Here is a 19427-nt window from a genome sequence, read left to right on the forward strand (position 1 = left end):
GTCACCCGGTGCTGAGCAGCGGCACCAGATAGCGGCGGGCGAAGGCACGCACCTGTTCCTCGTCGTCGAGCTCGAAGCAGCTGACGGGATTGAGGAGGAAGGAGACGGTGATCCGCACCATGAGCTCGGCCACCGGTGTGGGATCCGTCTCCGGCCGCCCTTCCGCACGCTGGGCATGGCGCAGCCGGTCGGTGAGGTATCCGCGCATCGCGAGGAAGGCCGGACCGCTCTCCAGGGTGAGGAAGGGGAGCATGATCTCCGGCTCCAGTTTCAACAGCCCACCGACCAGCGGGTGTTCGCGAATGTGCTGGAGGACGGCGACGAAGCCGGCGACGAGCCGGTCCTCCATGGTGGGCAGGGCGGCCACGGCGTCGTCGACGTCCATGACGAAGCGGCGGTACTCGCGCAGCAGGCAGGCCGAGACCAGGCTGTCCTTGTTTCCGATCCTCCGGTACACCGTCACCCGCGAGACCTTGGCCCGCTTGGCCACGTCGTCGACGGTCGAGCGGCGCAGCCCGAAGGTCATGAACTGCTCGCGTGCCGCGTCGAGGATCTGCTCGCTCAGCGCATCCGACGGCGGCGACTCGATCAGCGCGCGGGCCAGCAGTGCCTCGTTCGTGCTCCGTGCCGCCATGGGCCCTCCCCGTTCCACCGTGACCACTCAACCACAACGGCGACAGAACACAGATACCCAGCACGTCTCTTTGTAACTTTCTCCCTTTCAGGAGGTACTCCGTGTCCATCGACCATGCGCTCCCCCGCTCCCTCTCCGCCGAACAGCGGGATTTCGTCACGGCGTTGCGTGACTTCGCCCGGCGCGAGTGCGGTACGCGCGAGCAGCGCGAAGCCCTGACCGCCGAGACGGGCGGGCCGCATGCTCCGTCGCTCTACGCCCGGCTGGCGGAGCTCGGCTGGCTCGGCGTGTGCCTGCCGGAGGCGTACGGGGGCTCGGGCGGCGGGATGACGGACGCCTGCCTCTTCCTGCGGGAGACGGCGCGGGGCCTCGTACCGGCCGGCGGGTTCATCACCTCGGTGATCACGGCCAAGGCATACGAGCGGTTCGGGAGCGAGGAGCAGCGCAAGGCGGCGCTCGGGGGCGCGGTGGCCGGGCAGGTCCTGTCCATCGCGATGTCGGAGCCGGATGCCGGATCCGATGTCGCCGCGCTGCGGTGCAGGGCCGAACGGACCCCGGAGGGCGACTGGCTGATCAACGGCCACAAGACCTGGATCTCCAACGCCCATCTGGCCGAGCACATCCTGCTGGTGGCCCGCACGGACAGCGGCGGTGCGAAACACGCGGGGCTGACCATGTTCCATGTGCCGGCCCGCACCCCGGGGATCGGTATCCGGCCCATCGAGACGATGGGCGGACGTGAGGTCAACGACGTCTACTTCACCGACGTCCGGCTGCCGGCCGACGCGGTGGTCGGCACGGTCGACCATGCCTGGACCCAGCTGATGGCGGGCCTCAACGCGGAACGGCTCTTCCTCGCGGCGAACATGCTGGGGCTGGCGGAGCGGGTGCTCGACGACACGGTCGCCTACGTGCGGGGACGCGAGCAGTTCGGCCGCCCGGTCGGCTCCTTCCAGGCGCTGCGGCACCGGCTGGCGGACCTGGCGACCGAGATCGAGTGCGCGCGGTTGCTGGTCTTCGACGTGGCGGCGGCCTGCGACGCCGAGCCGGAGCGGTTGTTCCCGCGCGAGGCATCCATGGCGAAGCTCAAGGCGACCGAGACCGCGAAGCTCGCGGCGCTGGAGGGCATGCAGATGATGGGTGGCTACGGCTACGCGACCGAGTACGACATGCAGCGGCATCTGCGGGCGGCGGTCGTGTCGACCGTGTACGGCGGGACGAGCGAGATCCAGCGCGACATCATCGGCAGGAGCTACGGGCTGTAGCTCCGGCTACGCGTGGTCGTAGACCGTCACGGCGATGCCGCGGTCCGCGAGCCGCCCGGCTATGAGGGGTTCGACCCTGGTCCATGTGCCGCCCGCCAGCCCGCAGCCGATGCGCGGCATATGGACCGAGGCCCCCAGCTCGCCGGCCCGGGCGGCGACCTTCTCCAGCCCCGCGTCGATCGCCTCGTAACGCACCGGCACCCCCTTGCTGCCGGTGCGTATCCCCCGCTGCCCGACCAGGTTCGCCACCCAGGTGTACGGGCCGACCTGGACGGCGCCCAGGCCGAAGTCGTTGCCCGCGCGCTCGCGGTGCCAGCGGCGGTACGCGGCCTCCGGCTCGGGCCAGCGGCGGGAGAGGGCCAGCACGAAGCCCTTCCCCCAGCCGCCCAGGTCGTTGCAGCAGTGCACGATCAGCTTGACGCCCTTGCCCGCGGGCGTGGTGGCGTCGCCCTGTACGTAGGTGATCCCCGACATGACCTCACCGTACGGGCCACCACTGACAATCCGTCCGGAGCGCTCAGGTCCGGCCCTCCTCGTACAGTGCGTCGAGCACGTCGCCGTACTGCTCGCGGATCACCCGGCGGCGCAGTTTCAGCGAGGGGGTCAGCTCGCCGGTGTCCGGGCCCCACTCCTGCGACAGCAGCCTGTAGCGCTTGATCTGTTCGGTGCGGTTCAGCCGGGCGTTGGCCGCCTCGACGGCCCGGGCGATCTCCTCGCGCACGGCGGGGTGCTCGGCGTACGCGGCCGGACTCCCGTCGATGCCGCGGGCCGCCGCCCAGGCCGGGGCCATCTCAGGGTCGAGGACGAGCAGGGCCACCAGGTAGGAGCGTCCGTCGCCGTGGACGAGGGCCTGTCCGATCAGCGGGTGTTCCTTGAGCGTGTTCTCGACGAGCGCCGGGGAGACGTTCTTGCCCGTCGAGGTGATGATCATTTCCTTCTTGCGGTCGGTGAGCCACAGGTAGCCGTCGTCGTCGATGCGGCCGATGTCCCCGGTGGGGAACCATCCGTCGGCGTCCAGCGCCCCGTCCACCGTGCCGTCCTCGCGCAGATAGCCGGCGAACACGGTCCCGCCCCGGACCAGGATCTCACCGTCGTCCGCGATGCGGAGCTCGAGCCCCTCCAGCGGCCGGCCCACCGATCCGAGCCGGAAGGCCGACGGGCTGTTGGTGGTGAACACCCCGACGGTCTCGGTGAGCCCCCAGGCGTCCATGACGACGATGCCGAAGCCCGCCCAGAAGCGGACCACGTCCAGCGGCATCGGCGCGGAGGCGCTGGCCGTCCAGACCAGCCGGTCGAAGCCCGCGAGGGCGAGGATCGGGTCCAGGACCTCCGCCTTGGCCCGCCGGTACGCGGCCTCCAGACCGGCGGGCGGCTCCTCGCCCCGTTCCCGGTACGAGACGTGTTCACGCGCCGTCTCGCCCGCGGCCTCGATCACCGCCCGCCGTTCCTCCGGCAGTCCGGCCAGGGCGGCCCGTACGCTTGCGGCGAGCTTCTCCCACACTCTCGGGACCCCGAAGAACTGGGCCGGACGCAGGGCGCCCGCGGTGGCCGCCACCGCCGCCGTGTCCGCGCACAGATGGACGTGCGAGGCCCGGAAGACCGGCAGGTAGATGCCGAGCATCCGCTCCGCGATATGGGCGAACGGGAGGTAGCAGATGTGCTCTACGTGGTCGGGGAGCTCCACCACCTGGTCCAGGGCCAGCGCGTTGGCCACGACGCTGCGGTGCGTGATCGGGACGGCCTTCGGGTCACCGGTGGTGCCCGAGGTGTAGACGACCGTCAGGGGATCGTCGGCGCGGGACTCCCGCCAGGCCTTCTCGAAGGCCTCGGCCGTGTGCAGCCGCGCTCCGGTGGCGCGCAGGGACGGGTGGGCCAGGTGCGTCCCGGCCCCGTCCGGCTCCACCACGACCAGCTTCTCCAGCGGTACCGCGGGGTCCGCCAGCAGGGGCTCCCAGCGCTCCCGCTCCCGTGCGCCCTCGATGACCGCGAACCGGGCCCGGCTGTGCCGGGCGATGTGTGCGATCTGTTCGGGAGCGGCGGTGCCGTACACCGTCACGGGGACGGCTCCGAGGTGGGTGAGGGCCAGGTCGCTCAGCCAGTGTTCGGGCCGGTTGCCCATCATCATGAGGACCTGCTCGCCGCGCTCCACTCCGAGGGCGGCGTAACCGGCGGCGAGCACCGCGGTCTCCCGGCGCACCTCCTGCCAGCTGAGGGTCGTCCATCCGGCGTCGTCGCCCGCGGCGCGCCAGGACAGGGCGGGGAGCCCGCCGTGGTCCTCGGCGTTGCGCAGCAGCAGCGCCGGGAGGGTGAGTTGATCGCGTTCGGTGGGAAGTCGCAGGATCGTGGTCACGGCCGCCTCCTGTCGCCATCGGCCGGACCGCACGGTCCGTACCGGAGGGTGAGACTGTGCTTCGATGGTGCCGGACACTTTCACAACAGTGGTGAGACAGCAATACTGTTGCACCTGATTGGTGCGCAGGCACCGCAGCCCAGCGGCCGGCGACAAGGAGCAGACATGGCGACCGGGACCGACGAGCCGACGCTCACCGTCGACGAACTGGCTGCGCGCGCGGGAGTCACCGTGCGCACCGTGCGTTTCTACAGCACCAGAGGGCTGCTGCCGCCCCCGGAGATCGGGCCGCGCCGGGTCGGGCACTACGGGCCCGGCCATCTCTCACGGCTCGCCCTGATCGAGGAGCTCCAGCACCAGGGCATGACGCTCGCCGCGATCGAGCGGTATCTGGAGCAGCTGCCGCCGGACCTGAGCGCGCACGACCTGGCCATCCACCGGGCCCTGGTGGCCTCCTGGGCGCCGGACTCCGCGGAGGACATGCCGCGGGCCGAGCTGGAGCGGCGCGCCGGCCGGACGCTCAGCGGCTCGGACGTGGACCGGCTGTCGGCGATGGGGGTGCTCGAGCGCCCCGGCGGTCCCGACGACGACACCTGCCGGGTGGACGTCGGGCTGCTGCGGCTCGGGGTGGAGCTGCTGGACGTACCGATCGCGCACGAGACGATCCTGGCCGCGCGCACGGTCCTGATGGAGCACACCCGGTCGGCCGCCCACGAGCTGTCGCGGCTGTTCCGGGACGAGGTGTGGAATCCGTACCGGGAGCGGGAGCAGGACCCGGAACACCTGAAGGCGATGAAGTCACTGTCCGCCCATATGCAGCCGATGGTGCTGCAGGCCCTGGTGACGGCGTTCCAGCGGTCGTTGAAGGAGGAGCTGCGGGCCGCGTTCACCACGGAGTGAACGCGGCCCGTGCCGGACGTCAGTCGTGGAAGGTCTCGCCCTTCTCCGCCTTCTCCAGGAGCAGCGCGGGCGGCAGGAAGCGGTCGCCGTAGCGCTCGGCGAGCTGCCGGGCACGCGCCACGAAGCCGGGCAGGCCTCCCTCGTACCCGTTGATGTACTGGAGCACGCCGCCGGTCCAGGCCGGGAAGCCGATGCCCATGATGGAGCCGATGTTGGCGTCGGCGACGGTGATCAGGACGTTCTCCTCCAGGCAGCGGACACTGTCCAGAGCCTCGGAGAAGAGCATCCGCTCCTGCATGTCGGCGAACGGGACGTCCGTGTCCGGCTTGGTGAAGTGCTCGCGCAGACCGGGCCAGAGGCGCGCGCGCCTGCCGTCCTCGTCGTACTCGTAGAAGCCCGCGCCACCGCTGCGTCCGGGGCGCCCGAACTCGTCGACCATCCGGTCGATGACGGCGTCCGACGGGTGCGGGGTCCAGGTGCCGCCCGCCTCCTCGACGGCGCGCCGGGTCTCGTTGCGGATCTTGCGGGGCAGGGTGAGCGTCAGCTCGTCCATCAGCGAGAGGACCTTGGCCGGGTAGCCGGCCTGGGCCGCCGCCTGCTCGACGGACGCGGGCTCGACGCCCTCGCCGACCATCGCGACGCCCTCGTTGATGAAGTGCCCGATGACGCGCGAGGTGAAGAAGCCGCGCGAGTCGTTGACGACGATCGGCGTCTTCCTGATCCGGCGCACCAGGTCGAAGGCACGGGCCAGTGCCTCGTCGCCCGTCTTCTCGCCCTTGATGATCTCGACGAGCGGCATCTTGTCGACGGGCGAGAAGAAGTGCAGTCCGATGAAGTCGACCGGCCGGCTGACGCCCTCGGCGAGCACGGTGATGGGCAGGGTCGAGGTGTTGGAGCAGAGGAGCGCGTCGGGCTCGACGATGTCCTGGATCTCCTGGAACACCTTGTGCTTGAGCGCGGTGTCCTCGAAGACGGCCTCGATCACCGCGTCGCAGCCCGCGAGGTCGGCCGGGTCCCCGGTCGGGGTGATGCGGGCCAGCAGCTCGTCGCGCTTCGCCTCGGTCGTACGGCCCCGGGAGAGCGCCTTGGCGAGCAGCTTCTCGCTGTACGCCTTGCCCTTGGCGGCGGCCTCGGTGGAGACGTCCTTGAGGACGACGTCGATGCCCGCGCGGGCGCAGGAGTACGCGATGCCCGCGCCCATCATCCCGGCGCCGAGGACGGCGACCTTGCGGATCGGGCGCTCCTCGATGCCCTTGGGGCGGCTGGCACCGGAGTTGACGGCCTGGAGGTCGAAGAAGAACGCCTGGATCATGTTCTTCGAGACCTGGCCGGTGACCAGCTCGGTGAAGTAGCGGGCCTCGATGGTCAGCGCGGTCTCGAAGTCGACCTGCGAGCCCTCGACCGCCGCCGCCAGGATGTTGCGGGGCGCGGGCATGGGTGCGCCCGCGAGCTGCTTCTTCAGGTTGGCCGGGAAGGCGGGCAGGTTGGCCGCGAACTTCGGGTTGGACGGAGTGCCGCCGGGGATCCGGTAGCCCTTGACGTCCCAGGGCTGCTGCGACTCGGGGTGGGCGTCGATGAAGGCGCGGGCCTTGTCGAGCATCTCCTCGGGAGTGGCGGCGACCTCGTGGACCAAGCCGTTCTCCAGGGCCCGCTGCGGGGTGTACTGGGTGCCCTGGAGGAGGACCTTGAGCAGCGCGTCGGCGATGCCCATCAGCCGCACGGTGCGGGTGACGCCGCCGCCCGCCGGCAGCAGGCCGAGGGTGACCTCGGGCAGGCCGATCCGGGAGCCGGGGGCGTCCAGGGCGATGCGGTGGTGGGCGGAGAGGGCGATCTCGTAACCGCCGCCGAGCGCGGCACCGTTGATCGCGGCGACGACCGGCTTGCCGAGGGTCTCGATGCGGCGCAGGGACCTCTTGATCGCGGTGCCCGCGTCGAACGCGTCCTGCGCGTTCTCGGGACCGATTTTGATCATGTCCTTGAGGTCACCGCCCGCGAAGAAGGTCTTCTTGGCGGAGGCGTAGATGATGCCCCGGATGGAGTCCTTCTCGGCCTCGGCCCGGTCGGCGATGGCCTCGATGGAGTCCCTGAAGGCCCGGTTCATCGTGTTGGCCGACTGGTTGGGGTCGTCGAGTACGAGGGTGACGACGCCGGTCTCGTCCTGTTCCCAGCGGATGGTCGTGCTCTCGGTCATGTCTGTTCTTCTCCGTAAGCAGGGGTGGCCGGGGGACGGTCAGAGACGCTCGATGACGGTGGCGACGCCCATGCCGCCGCCGACGCAGAGGGTGACGAGGCCGTAGCGCTTGTCCCGCCGCTCCAGTTCGTCGATGAGCGTGCCGAGGATCATCGCGCCGGTCGCGCCGAGCGGGTGGCCCAGTGCGATGGCGCCGCCGTTGACGTTGACCTTGTCGAGGGAGAGGCCCATGTCCCGCACGAAGCGCAGGACGACGCCGGCGAAGGCCTCGTTGATCTCGACGAGGTCGATGTCGTCGATGGTGAGCCCGGCCTTGGCCAGCGCCTTGCGGGTGGCCGGTGCGGGCCCGGTCAGCATGATGGTGGGTTCGGATCCGGAGACGGCCGCGGAGACGATCCGGGCGCGCGGGGTGAGGCCGTAGCGCTCGCCGACCTCCTTCGAGCCGATGGCGACGAGGGCGGCGCCGTCCACGATGCCGGAGGAGTTGCCCGCGTGGTGGACGTGGTCGATCTTCTCGACCCAGTGGTACTTCTGCAGGGCGACGGCGTCGAAGCCGCCCATCTCGCCGATCGCGGCGAAGGACGGCTTGAGGGAGGCGAGCGAGTCGGCGGTGGTGCCGGGCCGCATGTGCTCGTCGTGGTCGAGGACGAGCAGGCCGTTGCGGTCCCTGACGGGTACGACGGAGCGGCCGAAGCGCTCGTCCTTCCAGGCCGCGGCGGCGCGTTCCTGGGACAGCGCGGCGTACTCGTCGACGTCCCGGCGGGAGAAGCCCTCGATGGTGGCGATGAGGTCGGCGCCGATGCCCTGCGGGGCGAAGCCGGTCTCGAAGCTGGTCATCGGGTCCATGGCCCAGGCGCCGCCGTCGGAGCCCATCGGCACCCGGGACATCGACTCGACGCCACCGGCCAGGACGAGGTCCTCCCAGCCCGAACGGACCTTCGCGGCAGCGAGGTTGACCGCTTCAAGGCCCGAGGCGCAGAAGCGGTTCTCCTGGACGCCCGCGACGGAGTCCGGGAGTCCGGCCGCGATCGCGGCGATACGGGCGATGTCGGAGCCCTGGTCGCCGAGCGGGCTGACCACGCCGAGGACGATGTCGTCGATGGCCGCGGGGTCGAGGTCCGGGAAGCGGGCCCGGATCTCGTGGATGAGGCCGACGACGAGGTCGATCGGCTTGGTTCCGTGCAGGGCGCCATTGGCCTTGCCGCGACCGCGCGGGGTGCGGATCGCGTCGTAGACGAACGCTTCGGTACTCAAGACAGCAGCCTTTCGAGGGTGGTTGCGCAACGGGGTGGCGGGAGCCGGGTCAGCCGAGCAGCGAGCGGCCGATGATCTCCTTCATGATCTCGGTCGTACCGCCGTAGATGGTCTGGATGCGGCCGTCGGTGAACGCCTTCGCGACCCGGTACTCGGTCATGTAGCCGTATCCGCCGTGGAGTTGGAGACAGCGGTCGGCGACGCGCTTCTGCAGTTCGGTGGCCCACCACTTGGCCATCGAGGCGTGTACGGCATCGAGCGTCCCGGCCGAGTGGTCGACGATGCACCGGTCGAGGAAGGCCCTGGTGACGGCGCACTCGGTGGCCATCTCGGCGATCTCGAACCTGATGTGCTGGAGCTTGGAGAGGGGCCGCCCGAAGGCTTCACGCTCCTTGACGTACTGGGTGGTGATCTCCAGGAGGTACTCGGCCGCGGCGATTCCGGCGACCGCTATGCCCATCCGTTCCTGGGCCAGGTTGGTCATGAGGTGGATGAAGGCGCCGTCGAGCTCGCCGAGGAGGTTCTCCTTGGGGACGCGCACGTCGTTGAAGAACAACTCGGCGGTGTCCTGGGACTTCTGGCCGATCTTGTCGAGGTTGCGGCCGCGCTCGAAGCCTTCCGCTCCGCGTTCGACCACGAGCAGCGAGAGGCCCTTCGCGCCGCCCTCCGGTGAGGTCTTGGCGACGACGATCACCAGGTCGGCGAGGATGCCGTTGGAGATGAAGGTCTTCGAGCCGTTGAGCAGCCAGTGGTCGCCCTTGTCCTCGGCGGTGGTGCGGATGCCCTGGAGGTCGGAGCCCGCACCGGGTTCGGTCATCGCGATGGCGGTGATGATCTCGCCCGAGCAGAAGCCGGGCAGCCAGCGCCGCTTCTGCTCCTCGGTGCCGAGTCCGGTGAGGTAGGGGCCGATGATGTCGTTGTGCAGGCCGAGCGCCAGTCCCGCGACTCCGGCCCGGGTGAACTCCTCGGCGAGGACGGCGCTGTAGCGGAAGTCGGCGTTGCCGCCGCCCCCGAACTCCTCGGGTACGGCGAGGCCGAGCAGCCCCTGCCGGCCGGCCGCGAGCCAGGCCTCGCGCGAGACGATGCCGTCCTTCTCCCACTGCTCGTAGTGCGGGAGCGCCTCCTTGGCCAGGAAGGTGCGGACGGTCTCGCGGAACGCGTCGTGCTCTTCGGTGAAGATCTGCCGCTGCACTTCAAGCCCCCTGGAGCCAGTTCTTGACGGTGGAGATCAGGCGGGCCGGCTCGGGGCCGACGGGCGTGACGTTGAGCATGGTGACGCCGGCCTCGCGGAAGGCCTCGATGCGGTCGCGTACGTACCCCTCGGGCCCGCAGAGCGACATGAGTTCGCAGAATTCGTCCGGGACGGCGGCCTCGGCCTCCCTCTTCTTCCCCGAGAGGTAGAGCTCCTGGATCGTGGCTGCTTCCTTCTCGTACCCGTAGGCGACGGCGAGGTCGTTGTAGAAGTTCTTGCCGGGTGCGCCCATGCCTCCGACGTACAGCGCGATCTGCGGGCGGGCGAGGTCCCTGAGGGCCGCGGCGTCGTCGCCGATGGCGAGGAGGCCGCCCGCGACGGTCTGCAGCGGGCCGAGTGCCGGGTCACGCTTCGCCGCGCCTTCGGCCAGGGCGCCGCCCCAGACCTGCTGGGCCTTCTCCGGGATGTAGAGCGTGGGCAGCCAGCCGTCGGCGATCTCGGCGGTCAGCGCCACGTTGGAGGGGCCGAGGGAGGCGATGTAGAGCGGAATGTTCTCGCGGACCGGCCGGGTGAGGATCTTCAGCGGCTTGCCGAGCCTGCCGCCCTTCTCCTTCGGGAGCGGCATGTCGGTGATGCCGTGGTGGTCGATGACCTCGCGGCGCCAGATCCGCCGGCAGAGTTCGACGGTCTCGCGGGTCCTGCCGAGCGGCTTGTCGTACGGCTTGCCGTGCCAGCCCTCCACGACCTGCGGGCCGGACGCGCCGAGCCCGAGCAGGGCCCGGCCGCCGGAGACCGCGTCGAGTCCGGCTCCGGTCTGGGCGATGAGGGCGGGGGTGCGGGAGTAGACGTTGAGGATCGCCGCGCCGATCTTCATGCGCTCGGTGCGGGCGGCCAGATATCCCATGATCGTGGGCGAGTCGAAGCCGTACGCCTCGGCGACCCAGACGGCGTCGAGTCCGGCGGATTCCAGTGCGGCGACCTGGTCGCAGGCGGCGCGCGGATCGCCCGCGTAGTTCAGCGGGAGGGAGAGTTCCATCAGTCGGTGCCGTCCTTCTTCGGGAGGGTCCGCAAGCTCGGTACGTCCCAGTCGCGGGCCACGTCATCGGTGTCCGCGCCGGGCCGGGCGGGCCCGCTGCGGACGCGGGAGGGGGTGGCGGAGAACCGGGGAGCGGGCGCGGGCTGGGTGAGGCCGCCGTGCTCGACGTAGGTGGAGCGGGCGGCGAGGTGCGGGTGGTGAGGCGCCTCGCGGAGCGAGAGGACGGGGGCGACGCAGGCGTCCGTGCCTTCGAAGACCTCGGTCCACTCGGCGCGGGTGCGGGCCCTGAAGCGGTCGGCGACGAGGGTGCGCAGGTCCGCCCAGCGGCTGAAGTCGTTGCGGTCGGGGGCTTCGTCGACGATCCCGAGCAGCTTGCCGAACTGCTCGTAGAACTGCGGCTCCAGCGGTCCGACCGCCATGTACTCGCCGTCGGACGTCTCGTAGCAGCCGTAGAAGGGGCAGCCGCCGTCGAGAAGGTTGGAGCCGCGCCGGTCCTGCCAGCTGCCGGCCGCCAGCATCCCGTGGATCATCGTGGCGAGATGGGCTGCACCGTCGACGATGGCGGCGTCCACCACCTGGCCGGTGCCGCCGGGTGTGCGGGCGTGCTGGAGGGCGGCCAGCACGCCGACGACGAGGTAGAGCGAACCGCCCGCGTAGTCGCCGACCAGATTGGCGGGCACCGTGGGCGGTTCCCCGGGTCTGCCGATCATGGAGAGGGTGCCACTGAGGGCGATGTAGGCGATGTCGTGGCCGGCTCGTTCGGCCAGCGGCCCGTCCTGGCCCCAGCCGGTCATCCGCCCGTAGACGAGCTGCGGATTGCGGTCCAGACATGCGGCCGGGCCCACGCCGAGGCGTTCGGCGACGCCCGGGCGGTAGCCCTCGATCAGGATGTCGGCGCGCTCCACGAGGTCGAGCACCTGCCCTGCGCCGCCCTCGGCCTTGAGGTCGACGCGGACCGAGCGTTTGTTGCGGTTGGTGAGGTCGTACGCGGGATCGATCCCGAGCGCCGCGCCGCCGGGCCGGTCGACGCGCACCACATCGGCGCCGAGGTCGGCCAGGAGCATCGCGGCGAACGGTCCCGGGCCGATGCCCGCCAGTTCGACGACACGCACCCCGGCCAGTGGACCCTGCCCTGTCGTTGCCATCAAGCCCCCAGCGGTGTGACACAACTGATGTAACATCGATGATGTTAAGAATGCTCGACGCTCCGCACAACCCTTTTGGCCGAGCAAGCGCTTAGTTCCTTCTTCCGGATCCTCTCGCACCGAGGCCCTCCCGGCTGCACAGCGCCACGAACCCCTCCGCTACCCTCTGCCTGCTACATCGGCGCCGGCCCCTGCGGAGGCACTCATGAACAGGCAGAACGGGGCAGAACGCCCCTATGACGTCATCCTTTTCGGCGCCACCGGCTTCGTGGGGACACTCACCGCCGAATATCTGGCGGAGCACGCACCGGACGGCCTCCGGTGGGCGGCGGCGGGCCGCAGCCGGGCCAAGCTCGAAAAGCTGCGCGAGAACCTCGCCGCGATCAACCCGCGCTGCGCGGAGCTGCCCCTGCTGACAGCCGATGCCGGTGATCCCGGCGCGCTGCGCGAACTCGCCGGTTCCGCGCATGTGGTGGCATCGACGGTGGGCCCGTACGTCTGGTACGGGGAGGGGCTGGTGGCGGCCTGCGCCGAGGCCGGGACCGACTACGCCGACCTCACCGGCGAGGCGGAGTTCGTCGACCGGATGTTCCTGGAGCACGACACACGGGCCCGCGAGACGGGGGCCCGTATCGTGCACGCCTGCGGCTTCGACTCCGTACCGCACGACCTCGGTGTCTACTTCACCGTCCAGCAGCTCCCCGAGGACGTACCGCTGACCGTCGACGGCTACGTCCGCAGCAACGCCGTCTTCTCGGGCGGCACGTTCGCCTCGGCGCTCACCGCGATCGGCCGCGGCCCGCAGATGATCCGGGCCGCGAAGGAACGCCGTCTGCACGAGCCGCGCCTGGTCGGCCGCCGGGCCCGCGCCCCGCAGGGCTCACCCCACTTCAGCGCGGCGACCGGAACGTGGGCGCTGCCGCTGCCGACCCTGGACCCCCGTGTCGTGGAGCGCTCGGCGCGGGCGCTGGGCCGTTACGGCCCCGACTTCCGCTACCGGCACTTCGCCTCCGTGAAGCACCTGCCGGTGGCGCTCGGCGGCACCGCGGCCCTGGGTGTGCTGACGGCCGCCGCCCAGATCCCCGCCGTGCGCGGCTGGCTCATGGACCGCTACGAACCCGGCACCGGCCCCGGCAAGGAGCGCAGGGACCGCAGCTGGTTCACGGTGCGCTTCGTCGGGGAGGGCGGCGGCCGCCGGGTCTTCACCGAGGTGTCGGGCGGCGACCCGGGCTACGACGAGACCGCGAAGATGCTCGCCGAGGCCGCCCTCAGCCTCGCCCTGGACGACCTGCCGAAGACATCGGGGCAGGTCACGACCGCCGTGGCGATGGGTGACGCGCTCCTGGAACGGCTGAGGACCGCAGGGCTGGGCTTCCGCGTCGCGGCGGTGCTCTGAGGCGGGCGCGGTTCCCTGGGCGTACGGGAGGGCGCCGACCGGGTCAGAGCATCCAGGAGGCGAGGGTGCAGACCATGGAAACGGTCCAGGCGGCTCCCGCGACGACGCCCAGGGTCATACCGACGGCAACGCCGCGCTGGGACAGACGTACGGTTCCGGTGTTCATCGGGGGTGCGTGGTGGTCGATCATGTGTACCAGCCTGCCCCTGATGTTCGACGAGCAACATCCGTTCATGTACTCAGATGGAAACAATCCCGGCCGTCGGACTGGGGCGGCCGGGGCGGGCCGGCGACGGCGGTCAGGCGACGGCCTCCCGCAGGGCCGCCCGGCACAGGGCGTCGGCCCGGCGCGTGGTCTCCGGCTGACGGAAGTCGCGCGCCAGCAGCAGCGTGTGGGCGCAGGCGTTGTCCAGACCGGTGCGGTGGCCGACGGAGACGAAGACGGGCTTGGTGGCGTCCTGGGTGCGCAGCGCCCGGCCGACCACCTCGTCCCCGTCCATGAGCGGGGTCGAGTCTCCGCGCCGGGGCCCCGGTTGCTCGTAGCGGAAGGTGAACGGATTCTTGGCGACGCCGATGACCGCGAGGCCGGTGAGGACACCCAGATGGCTGGCGAGCCCGAACCTGCGCGGGTGCGCCCGCCCGTAGCCGTCGCAGACGACGAGCCCCGGATCGACGGGCAGTGCCTCCAGCGCGGCGAGCACGGTCGGGATCTCCCGGAAGGCGAGGAGCCCGGGAACGTAGGGGAAGGTCACCCGGCCCCGCGCGGTCGACTCGGCCACCACCTCCAGGGTCGCCGCGTCGAGGACGACGGCCGCCGCCACGACGACGTCCCGCTCGTCGTCGTAGGCGACATCGACGCCGGTCACCAGCCCGGTGCCGGGCGGCGGCCCCGGTTCGTCGAGCACCACACGGGTGCGCAGCGTGTCCTGGACGGCGCGTGCTTCGGCCTCGTCGGCGGGCATGGTGAAAGTCGTCATGGTGCGGTTGAGTCTAAGAGCGCTCCGGGCGGTCCCGTAGCCTGGAGATCATGTTCGTACTCGAGTTGACCTACAGCGCACCGGTCGAGCGCGTCGACGCACTCATGAAGGAACACGTCGCCTGGCTCGACACCCAGTACACGGCAGGGGTGTTCATCGCCTCCGGGCGCAAGAACCCGCGTGACGGTGGCGTGATTCTCGCTGTCGGGGACGATCGCGCGCGGATCGAGGAGATCGCGGCGACCGACCCCTTCGCGACGCACGGGGTGTGCGCCTACCGGATCACGGAGTTCCTCGCGACGAAGACGTCGCAGGCACTGGCCCCGTACCGGCAGCAACTGCCCGGATAGGCGCGGCTATCCGAGCCGGGCGACGCGCCCCTTCTCGCCCGCGGCCCAGCAGCCCCCGTCGGCCACGCAGTTCACCGTGTCGTACGAACCGGTGTCCACCGTCCTCCAGGTGCGGCCGCCGTCCAGGGTCAGATCCGTGCCGGTCGGGCCGACCGCCAGCGCCGCCGACCTGCTGTGCGGGAGCCATGCGACGCCCGAACGGTAGGCCGGGGGCGGGGTGGTGGCGCCCTGCCAGGTGCGTCCGCCGTTGCCCGTGACGGCCGCGGCGTCGGGTGACGCCTGGTCCGCGCGGTAGTCGCCGCCGACCGCGATGCCGTGCCTGCGGTCACGGAAGGCGAGGCCGAAGACGCCGCGCGCGGGGTCCCCGGCAGGGATGGACGACGCGGTCTCGGACCAGGTCAGGCCGCGGTCACCGGAGTGCAGCACGCGGGCGGTGTCCGCACCGCCGGTGGCGAGCCAGACGTCCTTGCTGCCGGAGCTGACGAGGCACTGGCCGCTCGCCGCGAAGCCGGCCTCGCCGGGGCGGGCGGCGGGCATGCCCGCGTCGGGCAGCACCTTCCAGTTCCGCCCGCCGTCGGAGGTCGACAGGATGCGGAACTTCCCGTCCACCGGGTCGCTCATCGCCAGCCCGTGGCGGCTGTCGAAGAAGGTCAGGCAGTCGTAGAAGGCCCGGGCGTCGGTGTTGCGGAAGGACTCGGTCCAGGTCGCGCCGCCGTCATCGGTGCGCAGGACCCTGGACGCCTCGCCCTCGCCGATGGCCAGGACCACCGCCCGCCGCCGGTCGAAGGCCTCGATGTCGCGGAACTCCAGGTCCGCCGCTCCGGGCGGCGAGACATCGCGCCAGTGCCGGCCGCCGTCGGCCGTACGCAGGACCGTGCCCCTGGACCCCGCGACCCAGGCGTCGTCGCGGCTGACCGCGGCGAGGCCGCGGAAGCGCGCGTCCGTGCCCGTTTCGGTGAGCTCCCAGGCCGGCCGGTGGCCCCGCTCGCCCTGCTCCCCCGGTGCGGCGTGCGCCGCCGGTACGGCCAGGGCGGCGGTCACAGCCGCACCGCACAGGCCCAGTGACATCAGTCGTCTCGTCTTCCCCATGGCCCTCATGGCGCTGGAAGCTAGTCCACGGGCGGACCGCCGTCCAGGGCGCATCGGACGAAACGGGGCAGTAGGCAGGAAGCCGACCGGCGGTGACGCAGCTCACGCCGCCTGCCAGTGCACGAATCGAGGAGTTCCGTCGTCTACTCCATTGCCGGGAACCGTTCATCCGACGCGAGAGGGAGCAGGTCTTGTCCAGCGTTATCGAGCAGTCCGTGCAGGCCCGCATGGTCGCATCCGCTCCGCGGATGGAAACCCTGCCCGCCACCCTGAGTTACGACCGCAGGGACCCTTTCGCCGTCCGTATGGCCTTCCCGGCCCCGGCGACCCTCGAGGGCACCGAGGTGTCCTGGGAGTTCTCCCGTGAACTGCTCACGGCCGGGATGGACAGACCGGCCGGTGTCGGTGACGTCCGGGTGCGGCCCTTCGGATACGACCGCACGGTGCTGGAGTTCCACGCCGTGGAGGGCATCGCCATGGTGCACGTCCGCACGGCGGAACTGCGCCGCTTCCTGAAGCGGGCCCAGGTGCTGGTCCCGGTGGGCGACGAGTACCGCTTCCTGGACCTCGACCGCGATCTGACGGATCTGCTCGGCGGGTCCTGACCCACCGGGCGACAGCGGGTCCTGACCCACCCGGCAGCGGTCGCGGGAAATGCGGTTGCCGAGCCGCGGTACCCACTCGTAGCGTGAGTGCTGTCCCCGTTGTCGTCGGATCGGAGAAGGACGTTGCTCCACATCTGAGGTGTCCGTACACCGTGCCGCGCGCGTGCTGTTCCGTGCGCGGGCCCGAGTGCGACCTCATGTGTCCGAGCCGTTCTCCGAGATTCTCCGACGCAGCCGGGAGACCTTCATGCCTGCACCCACGACACACATCACCTGTTCGTCCCTCTCCTTCGCCTGGCCCGACGGCCGCGACGTCTTCGAGGACTTCCAACTGGCCGTCGGTCCCGGACGGACCGGGCTCATCGGCCTCAACGGCTGCGGCAAGTCGACCCTGTTGCGCCTGATCGCCGGCGAACTCACGCCTACGGGCGGCCACATCACCACGGCCGGCGACATCGGCTACCTCCCGCAGAACCTCGTCCTGGACACCGCCCTGCGGGTCGACGCGGCGCTGGGCATCGCCGCGAAACGGACCGCGCTGAACGCCATCGAGTCGGGCGATGTCCACGAGGAGCACTTCGCCGTGGTCGGCGACGACTGGGACGTGGAGGAACGCGCCCGCGCCACGCTCGACCAGCTGGGCCTCGCCGGTATCGGGCTCGACCGGACCATCGGCGAGATGTCGGGCGGCGAGTGCGTGCTGCTGCGGCTGGCCGCGCTGCTGCTGGCACGTCCGTCGGTCCTGCTGCTGGACGAGCCGACGAACAATCTCGACCTGCACGCCCGCGGACGGCTGTACGACGCGGTCGACGCCTGGACCGGTGTCCTGGTCGTCGTCAGTCACGACCGGGAGCTGCTGGAGCGCGTGGACCGGATCGCCGATCTGAGGGAGGGCACGGTCACCTGGTACGGCGGCAGTCTGTCGGCGTACGAGGAGGCGCTCGCCGTGGAGCGGGAGGCCGCGGAGCGGATGGTGCGGGTCGCGGAGGCCGATGTGCGGCGGCAGAAGCGCGAACTGTCCTACGCACACATCAAGTTGGCCCGACGTAAGCGGTACGGGCAGAAGATGTGGGACACCAAGCGCGAGCCGAAGGCGGTCATGGGCCAGCGCAAGCAGACGGCGCAGGAGTCGGCCGGCAAGCACCGCGTCATGCATGCGGAGCGGCTGGCGGACGCGGAGGAGCGGCTAGAGGACGCCGTCGAGGCCGTGCGGGACGACGACGAGATCCGGATCGAACTTCCGCACACCCAGGTGCATCCGGGTGGCGGTGTGCTGGTGCTGCGCGATCTCGAGCTGGCCCACGGCGGCCGGGTGCGCGGGGAGTTCGACCTGCGCGGCCCGGAGCGGATCGCGTTGGTCGGCCGCAACGGCGCGGGCAAGACGACGCTGTTGCGCACGATCGCCGGCGAGCTGGCGCCGTTGTCGGGCGAGGCCGTCGTCCATGTGCCGGTGGGGTTCCTGCCCCAGCGTCTGGACGTGCTCGACGACAGGCTGTCCCTCGTGGACAACGTGGCGCGGTACGCGCCGGGCGCGTCGGCCAACCGGATCCGGGCGAAGCTTGCGCACTTCCTGTTCAAGGGGGCAAGGGCGGACCTGCCCGCAGCGACGCTGTCGGGCGGGGAGAGGCTCCGGGCGACCCTGGCCGCACTGCTGCTCGCCGACCCGGCACCCCGGCTGCTGATGTTGGACGAACCCACGAACAGCCTCGACCTGTCCGGCGTGCACCGCCTCACCGCGGCACTGGCGAGCTACGAGGGGGCACTGATCGTGGCGAGCCACGACCTGCCGTTCCTGGAGTCCCTGGGGATCACCCGGTGGCTGCTGCTGGACGCGGGCGAGCTGCGCGGAATCTCCCCCGCGGACCTATCCCGGATCCAGGGCGGTGAGGTATGACTTGCCCATCGGAATCCGGCCGCGACCTGCGCATATAACGGTACGTAAACGGGCACAGCGAGGACCGGGCTTGGCTGCGGCCTTACTGCCGCCTTAACCTACGGTCACGTAACCTACGAAGCCGTAGGTAATTCTCCCGTCCCCAGGAGCCCCCGTGACGATCACCTCTCCCCAACTCGGCAGTTCGAAGGCGTGGACAGACGCCCAGCTGCTGTACGCGCTGGAAGAGGTGGTGGAGAAGGAACTCAACCGCCATCTCAAGGTCGCCAAGGACTGGATGCCCCACGAGTACGTACCGTTCTCCGACGGCCGGAACTTCACCGGCATCTTCGAGGACGGCGAAGCCTGGGAGACCAGCCAGTCCAAGGTCACCGACATCGGCAGGATCGCGCTCGTCGTGAACCTGCTGACCGAGGACAACCTCCCCAGCTACCACCACGAGATCGCCTCCCTCTTCGGCCGTGACGGCGCCTGGGGCACCTGGGTGCACCGCTGGACCGCGGAGGAGGGCCGCCACGGCATCGTGATGCGCGACTACCTGCTCACCTCGCGCGCCGTCGACCCGGACAAGCTCGAGCAGTTCCGCATGATGCACATGGCGGAGGGCTTCGAGTCCGACAACCGCCACTCCATGCTGCACTCCGTGGCCTACGTGGCCTTCCAGGAGCTGGCGACCCGCGTCTCGCACCGCAACACAGGCCACCAGTCGGGCGACCCGGTCTGCGACCGGATGCTGGCCCGGATCGCGACCGACGAGAACCTGCACATGGTCTTCTACCGCAACCTGCTGGGTGCCGCCTTCGAGCTCGCCCCGGACCTCACCATGCAGTCCGTGCGCGATGTGGTCGTCAACTTCCGGATGCCCGGTCACGGCATGCCCGGCTTCGAGCGCGCCGCCGCGCAGATGGCCATCGGCGAGATCTACAACATGCGCATCCACCACGACGACGTGATCCAGCCCGTGCTGCGCTACCTCAAGGTCCTCGACATCGACGGACTCGGCCCGGAGGGCCTCAAGGCGCAGGAAGAACTGGGTCTGTACATGAACGGCCTGGACAGCGAGGCGTCGAAGTTCGACGAGAAGCTGGCCCTGCGCAAGGCGCGGATGGCTGCCCGCGCGAACGCCTGACCCAGCCGGACGGTGGCGGC

The 19427-nt window shown here is 70.7% G+C and carries 18 protein-coding genes; 7 read left to right on the forward strand and 11 right to left on the reverse strand.

Annotated elements, in window-relative coordinates; translation table 11 throughout:
- Position 1: 1 nt before the first annotated feature.
- Positions 2-634: a TetR/AcrR family transcriptional regulator gene (locus tag OG257_RS05930; RefSeq protein WP_329205372.1), complete on the reverse strand. Its 633-nt coding sequence runs from the start codon at positions 632-634 to the stop codon at positions 2-4.
- Positions 635-735: 101 nt separating this feature from the next.
- Here OG257_RS05930 and OG257_RS05935 point away from each other — a divergent pair, with 101 nt between their 5' ends.
- Positions 736-1899, forward strand: coding sequence for an acyl-CoA dehydrogenase family protein (locus OG257_RS05935; protein ID WP_329205373.1), 1164 nt, complete (start codon positions 736-738; stop codon positions 1897-1899).
- Positions 1900-1905: 6 nt separating this feature from the next.
- Here the strand turns inward: OG257_RS05935 and OG257_RS05940 are convergent, their stop codons facing one another.
- Positions 1906-2373: a macro domain-containing protein gene (locus tag OG257_RS05940; protein ID WP_329205374.1), complete on the reverse strand. Its 468-nt coding sequence runs from the start codon at positions 2371-2373 to the stop codon at positions 1906-1908.
- A 43-nt stretch (positions 2374-2416) separates the two neighbouring features.
- Positions 2417-4249 carry an AMP-dependent synthetase/ligase gene (locus OG257_RS05945; RefSeq protein ID WP_329205375.1) on the reverse strand — a complete coding sequence of 611 codons (1833 nt, stop codon included), beginning with the start codon at positions 4247-4249 and terminating at the stop codon, positions 2417-2419.
- A gap of 165 nt (positions 4250-4414) precedes the next feature.
- Between OG257_RS05945 and OG257_RS05950 the strand changes: the two genes are divergently transcribed.
- Complete coding sequence (locus tag OG257_RS05950) at positions 4415-5149, forward strand: MerR family transcriptional regulator (RefSeq protein WP_329205376.1); 735 nt, start codon at positions 4415-4417, stop codon at positions 5147-5149.
- A 19-nt stretch (positions 5150-5168) separates the two neighbouring features.
- Here OG257_RS05950 and OG257_RS05955 read toward each other — a convergent pair whose 3' ends face one another.
- The 5 genes from OG257_RS05955 to OG257_RS05975 are packed head-to-tail and all read right to left on the reverse strand — an operon-like array spanning position 5169 to position 11967.
- Positions 5169-7340 carry a 3-hydroxyacyl-CoA dehydrogenase NAD-binding domain-containing protein gene (locus OG257_RS05955; RefSeq protein ID WP_329205377.1) on the reverse strand — a complete coding sequence of 724 codons (2172 nt, stop codon included), beginning with the start codon at positions 7338-7340 and terminating at the stop codon, positions 5169-5171.
- Positions 7341-7379: 39 nt separating this feature from the next.
- Positions 7380-8594, reverse strand: a complete 1215-nt coding sequence (locus tag OG257_RS05960; protein ID WP_329205379.1) for an acetyl-CoA C-acetyltransferase — start codon at positions 8592-8594, stop codon at positions 7380-7382.
- Between the two features lie 49 nt (positions 8595-8643).
- The gene (locus OG257_RS05965; RefSeq protein WP_329205381.1) at positions 8644-9786 is read right to left on the reverse strand and encodes an acyl-CoA dehydrogenase family protein; all 1143 of its coding nucleotides are present in this window, start codon (positions 9784-9786) and stop codon (positions 8644-8646) included.
- 1 nt (position 9787) lies between these two features.
- Positions 9788-10822: an LLM class F420-dependent oxidoreductase gene (locus tag OG257_RS05970; RefSeq protein ID WP_329205383.1), complete on the reverse strand. Its 1035-nt coding sequence runs from the start codon at positions 10820-10822 to the stop codon at positions 9788-9790.
- Positions 10822-11967 (reverse strand): CaiB/BaiF CoA transferase family protein, encoded by a 1146-nt coding sequence (locus OG257_RS05975; protein WP_329205384.1) that lies wholly within the window; start codon positions 11965-11967, stop codon positions 10822-10824. Before OG257_RS05975 ends, OG257_RS05970 begins: the two co-directional genes overlap by 1 nt.
- Before the next feature lie 205 nt (positions 11968-12172).
- Between OG257_RS05975 and OG257_RS05980 the strand changes: the two genes are divergently transcribed.
- Positions 12173-13363 carry a saccharopine dehydrogenase family protein gene (locus OG257_RS05980; RefSeq protein WP_329205386.1) on the forward strand — a complete coding sequence of 397 codons (1191 nt, stop codon included), beginning with the start codon at positions 12173-12175 and terminating at the stop codon, positions 13361-13363.
- A gap of 43 nt (positions 13364-13406) precedes the next feature.
- Here the strand turns inward: OG257_RS05980 and mmpA are convergent, their stop codons facing one another.
- On the reverse strand, positions 13407-13553 hold the full coding sequence (gene mmpA / locus OG257_RS05985; RefSeq protein WP_329205388.1) for a morphogenic membrane protein MmpA: 147 nt from the start codon (positions 13551-13553) through the stop codon (positions 13407-13409).
- 109 nt (positions 13554-13662) lie between these two features.
- On the reverse strand, positions 13663-14325 hold the full coding sequence (locus tag OG257_RS05990) for an endonuclease V (protein WP_329214929.1): 663 nt from the start codon (positions 14323-14325) through the stop codon (positions 13663-13665).
- A 65-nt stretch (positions 14326-14390) separates the two neighbouring features.
- Between OG257_RS05990 and OG257_RS05995 the strand changes: the two genes are divergently transcribed.
- Complete coding sequence (locus tag OG257_RS05995) at positions 14391-14690, forward strand: YciI family protein (RefSeq protein ID WP_329205389.1); 300 nt, start codon at positions 14391-14393, stop codon at positions 14688-14690.
- 6 nt (positions 14691-14696) lie between these two features.
- Here OG257_RS05995 and OG257_RS06000 read toward each other — a convergent pair whose 3' ends face one another.
- Positions 14697-15788, reverse strand: a complete 1092-nt coding sequence (locus tag OG257_RS06000) for a WD40/YVTN/BNR-like repeat-containing protein (protein WP_329205392.1) — start codon at positions 15786-15788, stop codon at positions 14697-14699.
- A 182-nt stretch (positions 15789-15970) separates the two neighbouring features.
- On the opposite strand from OG257_RS06000, the gene OG257_RS06005 reads away from it, so the two are divergent.
- From OG257_RS06005 to OG257_RS06015, 3 genes are all read left to right on the forward strand, one after another.
- Entirely contained in the window at positions 15971-16384 is a 414-nt protein-coding gene (locus OG257_RS06005) for an SsgA family sporulation/cell division regulator (RefSeq protein ID WP_329205394.1), read from the forward strand.
- Between the two features lie 247 nt (positions 16385-16631).
- Complete coding sequence (locus tag OG257_RS06010; RefSeq protein WP_329205396.1) at positions 16632-18278, forward strand: ABC-F family ATP-binding cassette domain-containing protein; 1647 nt, start codon at positions 16632-16634, stop codon at positions 18276-18278.
- Between the two features lie 154 nt (positions 18279-18432).
- On the forward strand, positions 18433-19407 hold the full coding sequence (locus OG257_RS06015; RefSeq protein WP_329205398.1) for an acyl-ACP desaturase: 975 nt from the start codon (positions 18433-18435) through the stop codon (positions 19405-19407).
- Positions 19408-19427: the final 20 nt, after the last annotated feature.

This window comes from Streptomyces sp. NBC_00683, from assembly GCF_036226745.1.
Taxonomy (GTDB): Bacteria; Actinomycetota; Actinomycetes; order Streptomycetales; family Streptomycetaceae; genus Streptomyces.

Excerpts from the sequence above, each read along its gene's own strand:
- OG257_RS05930 (WP_329205372.1), bottom strand. The coding sequence starts at position 634 with ATGGCGGCACGGAGCACGAACGAGGCACTGCTGGCCCGCGCGCTGATC.
- OG257_RS05940 (WP_329205374.1), bottom strand. The coding sequence starts at position 2,373 with ATGTCGGGGATCACCTACGTACAGGGCGACGCCACCACGCCCGCGGGC.
- OG257_RS05950 (WP_329205376.1), top strand. The coding sequence starts at position 4,415 with ATGGCGACCGGGACCGACGAGCCGACGCTCACCGTCGACGAACTGGCT.
- OG257_RS05955 (WP_329205377.1), bottom strand. The coding sequence starts at position 7,340 with ATGACCGAGAGCACGACCATCCGCTGGGAACAGGACGAGACCGGCGTC.
- OG257_RS05970 (WP_329205383.1), bottom strand. The coding sequence starts at position 10,822 with ATGGAACTCTCCCTCCCGCTGAACTACGCGGGCGATCCGCGCGCCGCC.
- OG257_RS05975 (WP_329205384.1), bottom strand. The coding sequence starts at position 11,967 with ATGGCAACGACAGGGCAGGGTCCACTGGCCGGGGTGCGTGTCGTCGAA.
- OG257_RS05980 (WP_329205386.1), top strand. The coding sequence starts at position 12,173 with ATGAACAGGCAGAACGGGGCAGAACGCCCCTATGACGTCATCCTTTTC.
- mmpA (WP_329205388.1), bottom strand. The coding sequence starts at position 13,553 with ATGATCGACCACCACGCACCCCCGATGAACACCGGAACCGTACGTCTG.
- OG257_RS05990 (WP_329214929.1), bottom strand. The coding sequence starts at position 14,325 with ATGCCCGCCGACGAGGCCGAAGCACGCGCCGTCCAGGACACGCTGCGC.
- OG257_RS05995 (WP_329205389.1), top strand. The coding sequence starts at position 14,391 with ATGTTCGTACTCGAGTTGACCTACAGCGCACCGGTCGAGCGCGTCGAC.
- OG257_RS06000 (WP_329205392.1), bottom strand. The coding sequence starts at position 15,788 with ATGAGGGCCATGGGGAAGACGAGACGACTGATGTCACTGGGCCTGTGC.
- OG257_RS06010 (WP_329205396.1), top strand. The coding sequence starts at position 16,632 with ATGCCTGCACCCACGACACACATCACCTGTTCGTCCCTCTCCTTCGCC.